Source organism: Pseudovibrio sp. POLY-S9, assembly GCF_001431305.1.
Classification (GTDB): Bacteria; Pseudomonadota; Alphaproteobacteria; order Rhizobiales; family Stappiaceae; genus Pseudovibrio.
The window spans coordinates 1-9,567 of sequence record NZ_LCWX01000023.1; the positions used below are offsets into that span (position 1 = coordinate 1).

The following is a 9,567-nucleotide window of genomic DNA, read 5'->3' on the forward strand; positions in this document are numbered from 1 at the left end:
GGCACGCTGTGGCTGGCGAGCACGCGATCATAGATCTGCAGCATGAACATCGGACCCGTCAGCATCAACAGGTTGATGACCAGACTCAAGACCCCAACACCCGCATACCCGGACCGAGACGCCGCAAACGCCTCAGCCACCATAGGGCGCTTTGGGGAAATAGATTGTTGCGAAGACATGTTTCACTCACGATCAGTAAGCAAGAAACCCATAAAGATAGGTCAGATAGGTCAGATAGGTGGCAGCTGTCCTAGGTTTGATCAACAGTGACAATCCCACCAGATATATGAGGGACACGGGCCTTCAGTGACCCGTGTCCTTGTGACGTCTTAGGCTATGAAATCGCCATAGATATCGATTTCAGCGATGTGTAGATATTGCCCATTCGCATGGTCTATGCGTACTTCATCGCCAACTATACCGCCAACTTCAATCAGCTGGTTGTGTGCGGAAGTCAGATCAGAGGATGACCAAACCACTGCGCCATCATCCAACACTTCGATGTGAGCTCCGGTCAGACGAGAACTTGTCCAGTTGTCCTGACGGTTCTCAAGATCAATGAACTCAATCAGAGCATCTTCTCCCAGATCAATGCTCAACCATGGGGCTGGATCGCTTTTGCCCGTGTGGTTGATTGTATCAACGTCACCATCGAGAACATCGCTTGCGAGGTCGGCAGTGTCCGAGTAGTTGCTTGACTGTGTTGCAGCACTGGCGTCCAGCGTGTCTGTCAGGTTTGTAAGTCCTGCATGATACGCTCGTTCAGCCGCTTGAGCCGCCGCAACGGTCACATCATAGGTTGCTGCATCATCTTCATTGGTGGAGATACTTGTTTGGAATGACCATTTGTGGAGGCTTGTTGCCCAGGTTACTGTGTTGTCACTATCAATCGATACGCTATTGCCTTCACCAGATAGAGAGTTGATCAGTGCATCGCGTTCAGACGCGGTCAATCCTTCGAAAATGAGCACATCGGCTTTGTCCAGATCGGTTATCGTGTCCTGTCCGGAGTTGGCAGCAAAGACAAAGGTGTCGGCACCGTCACCCCCAGTTAATGTATCATCTCCACCAGCACCTGAAAGGATGTTTCGCCCATCATCACCTTTGATGATATCGTTTCCGTCTGATCCGATCACGTTTTCGATTTCATATAAACGGTCCGAATCTACTTTTACTTTCTTAACTGTGCCGTCAGTATTGAACTCAATATTATAGGTCGCATTGGAAACAGCGTAGTCAATACCGAGACTTGTATTCGTAATTTTTGAACCCAAATCAACGATAACCGAAGCCGCGTCATAGAAGGCTACGGTATCACTATCGGATGAGCCATCAAGATTTTCACCACCAAAAATGAGATCATCACCTACACCACCAAACAGCAGGTCATCTCCTCCCATACCCCACAGTACTACGTTCTGAGCATTACTTGCAGTCGCTGTTGAGGTGGAGTTGATAGCTTTTGGTACAAAACCACCAAGCACATCGCCAAAATTTGTTCCTGCCCAACGGTAGTTATCGGTTGCGTCGTCGTAAATCGTCCGACCTGAATAGGCCCCAATATCTATGTAGCCTAGGTTGGAGCCTTTCATTTCTCCGTTCCAATCGCTCATATCTTGTTTGTCAGTTCCATAGTAGAAGTTCTGGCCATCATACATGGAATAGCTCTCTTGCATGCTAAATGCGATCGCCTTGAGAACTTCACCATTAATCGTTTCGCCCAGGCCATTTTCGGTCATATAGTCGGGAACATAATCAATAAGATCTTCAGCCCATTGAGCGGCAACGATTTGCTGGCTTTCACCCTGACGTTTGTCAGTCACTGCGAACGCTAAATCGCCAGGTGGGCTCCAGTCGAAGGAGTAGTTAGTATTAAAATCTCCATCGACGACTGCAACCGGAATCATGACGTGATCTTCAAATGGGTTAAAGTCTTTGATCTGAACTTCGGCAGTCTTGCCCCAGCTGGAATCAATGGTAAAGGTTGTCTGCGATGAGTTGGTTGCTGTGTAATAAGCATCAAAGCCAGAAGCTATTGCTTTCGCAACTGTACCGAGTATTTTCACGCCCGGTATAATCCCCACTGCGCTGCCCGCAGCGTCGAGGATAGATGTCCAATCATTGCCCTTGTTAGGGAAAGCTGCTGAAATATCGAGAACAAAGTCGCTGGTGTAATCGGTGCTGCCATCGCCAATAATGAACATATCCGCACCAGAGCCACCCCAAAGCTGGTCACTTACGGCTTGGTCTTTGAGTGAGCCTGAGGAGATAATGTCGTTCCCTGTTCCCCCATAGATTATATCAGCGCCGGTACCGCCATCGAGAATATCATTCCCATCATAACCTCTGATTTCGTCATCGCCTTCACCACCATAAGCGATGTCGATGTTGTCTGCTGTTAGCTCCCAAATTGCTCCATGAATGATGTCATCGCCTTTACCACCGTACATCTCGTTGGCGCTGTCTACAGTATTGCCAGATTCACCTCCCCAAATTGTGTCATTTCCCTTGCCACCTAGAAGCAGATCAGCCCCGGGACCGCCAAAGATCGTATCTGCGTCATCTCCGCCATCAATGTGGTCATCCCCTTTATAACCAACGAGCGTGTCATTTCCGCCATTTCCATAAAGCGTATCAGCATGGTCTCTTGTGCCTATCAGAGTGTCATTCCCACTCCCCCCGTAGGCCGTAATACCATAAGACAGACCGTAAAAATTGGCCGTGTCATCTTCTTTGGTGAAGTCAAAAATCTCAACATCGTGTGCTGTGACACTCAGGCTACCGAAGGGATAGTCACCACCTTTTTGATGACCTCCTTCAATAAGGACAGTATCTCCGTCGAGAACAACGAGATCGATCGAACGTGTTTCCTTTCCGCTATAGATTAAAGAATCTATTCCACCATAACCATAGTAGTGGAGGTTCGGGTTCTTCTTTACCTCCCCTTTAGATTTTGACAATGATTCCAGCGTTATTTGCTCGTTCTGATCGGTGCCGAAAATGTCGAAGTTCTTCTGTCTTTTTGCGATCTTGTCGAATGTTACGCTACCGCTGACATGTTCGTTTTTGTTGTCGATTTCCCGGAAATCATCGTCGTTTGCCATTTGAGTACCTATATGTTGGGCGAACACTTCTATTACCTGAGCAAACCTCAGGTGAGCGCAACGCCGAGTTTCTAAGGACGAAATTGTCCAACTCCTACATGGATACCGTGGGTCCGATTTGAGGTCTCGTGACAAACTGTGACAAATACTTGTCACAGTTTGTCACTCTGGTCATTCCTCCCGGTGGAGTGGAAGGCGAAGCTCAGCGCGGAGCCCGCCTTCAGCGCGGTTCAAGAGTCTTATGACTCCACCTTGGTCAGTTACAATTGTCTTTACGATTGCCAACCCCAGGCCGCTGCCGGGTATGTCTGTCGCCAAGCGCTGGAAAGGCTGGAACACGCGTTCTAGTTCCTCTTCTGGGATGCCAGGGCCATTATCCTCTATGGTGATAACAGCTTCATCTCCATCCTTAGAAACGGTCGCATGAGCTGCACTGCCATACTTGCAGGCATTTTCAACCAGATTAGATAAGCAGCGCTGGATTGCGTTTACACGACAGGACACGATGACGGATTCTGTGTCTGCCATCTCAGCTAAATCCCCCAGTTCACAACGCTCTTCAATCACCAAGTCCAGTAGAAGTGTGAGGTCTACACGCTGGAAGTCTCCATCTCGCATCACCGCACGTGAAAAAGTCATTATCGAGTCTAAGGTGCTCTGTACTTGATTTAAACGAGCTGAAATCTGATGTCGCGCAGTATCTGGTTTGATTTCTTCAGTAAGTTTTTTGATCCCAGATAAAGGCCCCTTTAGATCATGAGCAAGACTGCGTAAAAGGCCGATTTGATAATCGACAGCCAATGAAACCCGCTCATTCATACGATTGAAAGACTTGATGATTTCTCGGGTATCACGAGGGCCTTCTACAGCTAAAAAGGAAGTGGCCTCGCCGCGACCAAGCCGTTCTGCTTCATGGGAAAGATGCCAAAAAGGCTTCATAACACGCCGACTGATCATTAAGATGATCACTGCTATTAAAAGAGAAATGAGGCTCGATATTATGAGATTTGTGAAGGCGACGTTGACAGGTGGAAAACGCCTAAGCTGATAGACTGTTAGCCAGTTGCCTGTAGCATCATGGCGTAATGCAATTCGGTGCACTTCTGCACGTGGCTGAGCTCGAAACAAGTCCAGAAGACTTTCAGGTGAAGTCGGTTTCTCCTCAAAGACCCATCTTGGGACTGTTGTCCAGTCAAGCTCATGAGTCAAAAGAGTGCGTGGAGGCTCACCAAGGCCCAACATCGGTGCCTGATCTGCCACCATTCCGCGGGGCGGAGGAGGAGTTGGAAAGCCTCGTTCTGTCACAATCACTTCTGAGACTGGCATACCCGCAAGACTGTACCAGGAAAGTGCTTCGGCCTCGATATCGGGGCGTCGCTTATCACCTTCAAGTAGTGCTCGCGGAACTCCCCATTCTATATGAATAGCGAGATTAGATAAGGTTTGCGTATATCTGACACGTTGGTTTTCTGGCAGGGCTAGAGCTCCACTGAAGGACCGACCTGCCAGTGTGAGATGAAAGCTTTTTTGCGCAGCTGTGACAAGCTGCACATCAGCAACACGCGTTACGATTACATTTACGACTTGAACTGCCAATACCAGCCCAATGACCAAGAACATTAGTTGTTGACCAAGCGTAAGACGCGCTGAAAACCTCATTGATTTCATTTATCTATCTCGGCATTGGGACAAGTTGACGCGTAGGTGTTACAATATATGCGTGCTGCAAAGTCAATTGATTATCTAGGGTTTAGGCTTGATGAGCGAGAGCATTTTGATCGTGGACGACGATCACACCCTCGGAGAAGAGTTGGGGAAGGCTTTGGTTAGCGCTGGCTACACCCCCCATCGGTGTACAAGTGTCCCCGAGGCGCGACAGGTTTGGAACAAGACAAAGTTTGATCTCTGCTTTGTTGATATTGTCATGCCCGGCCCCTCTGGCAAAGTGTTTTGCCGTGAAGTCAGAGAGCGGTCTGACGCTGCCATCATTATGATGAGCTCACTCAGTGACCAGGACACAATCATTGCGTTGCTTGACATTGGTGCCGATGACTACATCGTCAAACCATTCACTTTTCCGGAGATGTTAGCTCGTGCACGAGCCGTGCTACGTCGTCGTAAAGATCACACTCAACAATATACGGCTTCTGCAATACAGATTGGAGATTGGACATTTGATCTTCAGCTGCGGCGCATTTCCAACATTAAAGGCCTTACCGTACCGCTCACACAAAGTGAAGCAGCAGTCCTTCGTTTTTTTGCGCAAAGTCCTGGTGTTGTTTTCTCCCGCGAAGACATACTTGCCGTTGCCAGAACTCGACAGCACGCTGGCAAGGATGATCGTTCTGTAGACACGCTAATCAAGCGCTTGCGGCGAAAGATCGAAATTGAACCTTCAAATCCAATACACATCATGACTGAGTGGGGGAAGGGTTATACATTCCAGAACTGATAAGTTGCTAAAGTAAGCCTTACGTAATCTCCAATCAGATGCTCATTGCAACTTCTCTTCAAAAATCTTGATTAGCTTCCCCAGAAATAAACCTTCGCTTTTGACAAGATATGTGAGGCAGTTTCCAGAAGCTATGTCCTTCTGACCGGAAAAAGGCTCTACCGCAGTACGCAGGCCCCTCAAAAGAGAGAAGAGGTGTGTTGGACCTTGCTTAAGCTTGCTGAGACCCACAATCGATGATTGGGCCCTACTAAGCAGAGGCCACGGCATCATCAATCCAAGTTGGTCTCAACCCTTGATAGAACCACCCGAATGTCGGCTTCTGGCCCTGATCACTAGATTAAGAGTCAACGATGAGGCAAAACACTCCTTTATTCAAATCTGCAAGCCTGTTCCATAGTAGCTGATGAAAGGCAGGCGAAATTCAAATCCGTCTTAACGGGACCTTACGAGCAAACCTTTTGATGGAGGCGGGCACTCAAAGGCCTAATCTCGTTCGAGATCATTTTTTTTCATGTGCTTACTGAGGATTATCATGGCTGTGTCGATTGCTTTGCGTACGTCTTCCAACGGCGTGTCAAACTTGACCATTTCGATAATGCCCTCAAACACCATCATAAAAAACTGAGTGAGAGCTTCGATGTCAACATCGTCATTCAATTCCCGGCGATGGTTTTTTAATCTGCTTCGAATGTCTTCTGCCCACATGGATCGCAGCTCAAGATATTCTTCACGCAATTCTGGATCATATCGGGCGATATCTCCAACGGTAGACCAGAACAGATTGCCCTCCATTTTGTATTGAGCAGCACACAGTTCGGCAAAATCCATCAACATGGAATGCATGCGTGAAAACAGGTCTGAGAACAATGCGGAACTGGAACGAACTTCTTGGCTAAACCGCATAATATACCATCGCATTGCAGGAGCGACAGGGTCTTGATCACCCTTAAACTGCATTTGAAGCGCTTCAAGGCATACGCCGGACCGCTCGCTAATAGCTTCTAAAGTGAGATTGGAGCGGCCGTTTTCAAAGATCAACTCAAAGGAGGCGGTAAAGACTTTTTCCAGAACTTCGGGTGTTATCTTACCCTGTAAGGAGCTTCGTTGTGTCATTGTCCTGCTGATTGTCGGTTGCCTCAAGATACTGGTATCTAGCCTTAAAACGCGAATTTTCAGCAAAAGCAATTAATACAAAGCGGTTCAATTTGCTCCCAGCAGGCTGGCCTTTGATGGCGCTATCAAAGGCCAGCCTGAATTTGTCCGCGCTAGTTTTCTCCAGCCGCACTTTAAGTGTGAAGCATCGCAGCTTGTTTCCATTGTGGTAAAGCGTTGATACGGTGGAGTTGAGTGTCGATTTCGGAACGTTGATGATGAGGTGGAACGATGAGATTGCGCAGGCCGGAGAAGACTACCAGAAATCTTTGAAGCTGGCCTGACGATTTCAACTTTTGCTCCATTGTTCACTCCTAATCTAGTGATCATACAGACCCATGAAGGACTACCCGTTAAGGTACTCAGAAGGCCCGTTATGTAGACAGCAACAACCCTTGATGGAATCTGTCGAATGGCAGCTGCTGGCCCACACCTCGTTGCATAATGCACTGATGGCTACTCGTTAAAGTTAAAATCACCATCGGCAAAGAACAGTTCAATCCATTCAATACCAGAGATAGGGGAAGCAGTGCTTGAAAATAAAAAATGGAATAAAAACCATGCTGCGTCTACTGCGAAGTTAGGAAAACTAGTTTCAGTATCTCCATTTCCATTGCCTGCAAGCTATCTAGACTTCTTATCTAAAAGTGATGGTGGAGAGGGGCCGCTTGCTGTTCAACCATGTTGGCTAAACCTGTTTCCTGCCGAGGAGGTTGCGGATATTGAAGAGAGCGCCACCTACCATGAGTTTTCCCAGGCCATGTTGTGATTGGTAGCAAAGGTGGTGGAGTTGCAATCGCATTGACCTCCGATGCTGAGCAGAAAACGACTGTCATTGCTTTTGATCCGATAAACATTGATTTGAAAGAAAACGTCGTATTGCTTGACCAACATTTGAAGCATTTCTTGCGATGCTTAGGACGACGTCTCTCCTGCAAAAAGCGTTCTTGGCAATGTCGGCAACAATGTTATCTCGTGAAAGTCTACAAAACGCCGGTAAGTGAATCGTAGTGCGGTCTTTGGAAGCTGCGGCTTTTAAGAGTGACCGAAAACGCTCAGATAAGCTGTCTCAACCAGTGATGGTAACGTCTGAATGACAGCTCTTAACCCCTCAGCGCGCCCAAAGCACGGCCTTATCTCGACAATGGCTCTCTGGAGCTCGACAACAACACCGCCGAGCGGGCAATGAGACCTGTGGCTCTTGGGCAGAAAAATTATCTCTTCATGGGATCAGAAGGTGGCAGCAAAGCTGCGGCAAACGCCTATACCTTCATCGAAACAGCCAAGCTCAACAATGTGGACCCCTCAAGCCTGGCTCACGTGGGTTCTGACCTAAATCGTTGATCACAAGATCACCCACATCACCGACCTCATGCCGTGGTGTTACGCTGTAAAGTCAGCGTAACAGGGCCCGTTGCTGGTTGGTAAGTCGCCTTCGCCAAACGCTTACCTTACACCCCAATGTTGGGATTTTAAATTATACGAAGATGAAGTCCTCGGTGCCAATAAGTGAGAGATCCGTATTTTGCAAAATGATCTCACTATCTCCAAAGGCGACAATGACGTCGGCATCTCTATTGGTCAAAGACAGCTCTGCAAAGGAATTCGCGCCAAATTCAGAGCCGAGCTGAATAAAGTCAATTGAGTCCTGAAAATCAGCAATAGTGTCAGTGTCACCTATACTCGTGAAACTAAAGGTATCACGTCCCGCACCACCTTCTAAAAGGTCATCTCCTTGAGCTCCATCAAGGAAATCATCGCCGGAGAAGCCCTGAAGTACATTCTCCAAGGAGTTTCCAACCACAGTATCACTGCCAGCGCCACCAGAAGCATTTTCTATCTCAACGCCATTGGCGATGGTATACCCTCCGCGCACACCTTCTGCATAGGAGAGTACACCACCGCCTGTGCTGCTGTAATCAAGAGTAGCGGCTACAAGCGAGATATTGACGCTGCTGAAGCCCGTATACGCGATTGTATCGATGCCGCCAGTGTCCCAGATGCACGAATAAAGTGTGCCCGAACCGTTAAGTTCTGGTAAGAGATATGTATTGTTATCTATATTCGCGTCTTTTGCTCCGTATTTCTCCTGAAGAAGCGCCAGGTCGAACGCCATAGGGCCCACCGTCGCGCCATAATCACTCGGCCATTCCGGATAAAGCTCTGCATGGCCGACATTATAGCTCATCATGGTATAGATACCTTGATTGAGATTGAAATCACCGTAATCCCCGCGTGAGCTAGAAACCCCGTTCATCACACTGGAACCGCCCCCAGTATCATGAGGGTGCGACATACCCAGTCCATGACCAACTTCATGCTGAAACACAAAGTACTCAAGTGAGCCTGGATCTAGGTTTGCTAAATTCATATTAGAGGTATTGAAAACGGCTACACCTGGATTTGCTTCACTCGGAGGATTCATATAGGCATAAGTACTGCCGCCAAAGGCAGATGTTAGAAATTTAAACTCTGCATTATTTGAGCTGCTTGCTACCGAAAAAGTGAGATTTGTCCCTTGCGATAAGTCGTTTAACGACGCCATCGCACCATCAATCTGCGCCTGCGTCCAGCCATCTGAACTTTGGCCATCAAAAACTTCACCAGCTTGCGCAAAGTAGACAGAAATATTTGTTGTATCTACAGCTGAACTACCCCAATCGAGCGCATCCAGCGGTGATGGAGGCAAGGTCTCCTCCACACTGACAGTATAACTTCCGGTCTGCCCATCTGAGTAGGCAGCGGCGCTGATGTAAAATCTGCCTGACGTGGATGCCAGGAAGTCTAAAGATGAATTTAAACCAGACCCGCCGTCATCGTCAAACGCAACTAGGTTTCCGGAGGCATCGTATATTC

Annotated in this window: 8 protein-coding genes and 1 pseudogene; 3 read left to right on the plus strand and 6 right to left on the minus strand. The window is 47.9% G+C overall.

Annotated features, from left to right (window positions below):
* From PPL9_RS34035 to PPL9_RS01140, 3 genes and pseudogenes are all read right to left on the minus strand, one after another.
* A pseudogene (locus tag PPL9_RS34035) lies at positions 1 to 179 on the minus strand (type I secretion system permease/ATPase); the annotation flags it as partial.
* Positions 180 to 329: 150 nt separating this feature from the next.
* Positions 330 to 3,104: a discoidin domain-containing protein gene (locus PPL9_RS01135; RefSeq protein ID WP_057460923.1), complete on the minus strand. Its 2,775-nt coding sequence runs from the start codon at positions 3,102 to 3,104 to the stop codon at positions 330 to 332.
* Between the two features lie 171 nt (positions 3,105 to 3,275).
* A complete protein-coding gene (locus tag PPL9_RS01140) occupies positions 3,276 to 4,346 on the minus strand; it encodes a HAMP domain-containing sensor histidine kinase (RefSeq protein WP_161831176.1) in 1,071 nt (356 codons plus the stop codon).
* A 517-nt stretch (positions 4,347 to 4,863) separates the two neighbouring features.
* On the opposite strand from PPL9_RS01140, the gene PPL9_RS01145 reads away from it, so the two are divergent.
* Positions 4,864 to 5,556 (plus strand): response regulator transcription factor, encoded by a 693-nt coding sequence (locus PPL9_RS01145; protein WP_057460925.1) that lies wholly within the window; start codon positions 4,864 to 4,866, stop codon positions 5,554 to 5,556.
* Positions 5,557 to 6,042: 486 nt separating this feature from the next.
* Here PPL9_RS01145 and PPL9_RS01155 read toward each other — a convergent pair whose 3' ends face one another.
* Both PPL9_RS01155 and PPL9_RS32255 read right to left on the minus strand, forming a co-directional pair.
* The gene (locus tag PPL9_RS01155) at positions 6,043 to 6,672 is read right to left on the minus strand and encodes a hypothetical protein (RefSeq protein WP_208986564.1); all 630 of its coding nucleotides are present in this window, start codon (positions 6,670 to 6,672) and stop codon (positions 6,043 to 6,045) included.
* Positions 6,673 to 6,845: 173 nt separating this feature from the next.
* Positions 6,846 to 7,016: a hypothetical protein gene (locus tag PPL9_RS32255; RefSeq protein ID WP_161831179.1), complete on the minus strand. Its 171-nt coding sequence runs from the start codon at positions 7,014 to 7,016 to the stop codon at positions 6,846 to 6,848.
* A gap of 224 nt (positions 7,017 to 7,240) precedes the next feature.
* On the opposite strand from PPL9_RS32255, the gene PPL9_RS31835 reads away from it, so the two are divergent.
* Positions 7,241 to 7,480, plus strand: coding sequence for a hypothetical protein (locus PPL9_RS31835; RefSeq protein WP_152986560.1), 240 nt, complete (start codon positions 7,241 to 7,243; stop codon positions 7,478 to 7,480).
* Between the two features lie 383 nt (positions 7,481 to 7,863).
* Positions 7,864 to 8,055 (plus strand): transposase, encoded by a 192-nt coding sequence (locus tag PPL9_RS31030; RefSeq protein ID WP_208989091.1) that lies wholly within the window; start codon positions 7,864 to 7,866, stop codon positions 8,053 to 8,055.
* 133 nt (positions 8,056 to 8,188) lie between these two features.
* On the opposite strand, the gene PPL9_RS01165 is transcribed toward PPL9_RS31030, so the two are convergent.
* The coding region (locus PPL9_RS01165; protein WP_057460928.1) for a M10 family metallopeptidase C-terminal domain-containing protein at positions 8,189 to 9,567 on the minus strand (1,379 nt) is incomplete at its 5' end.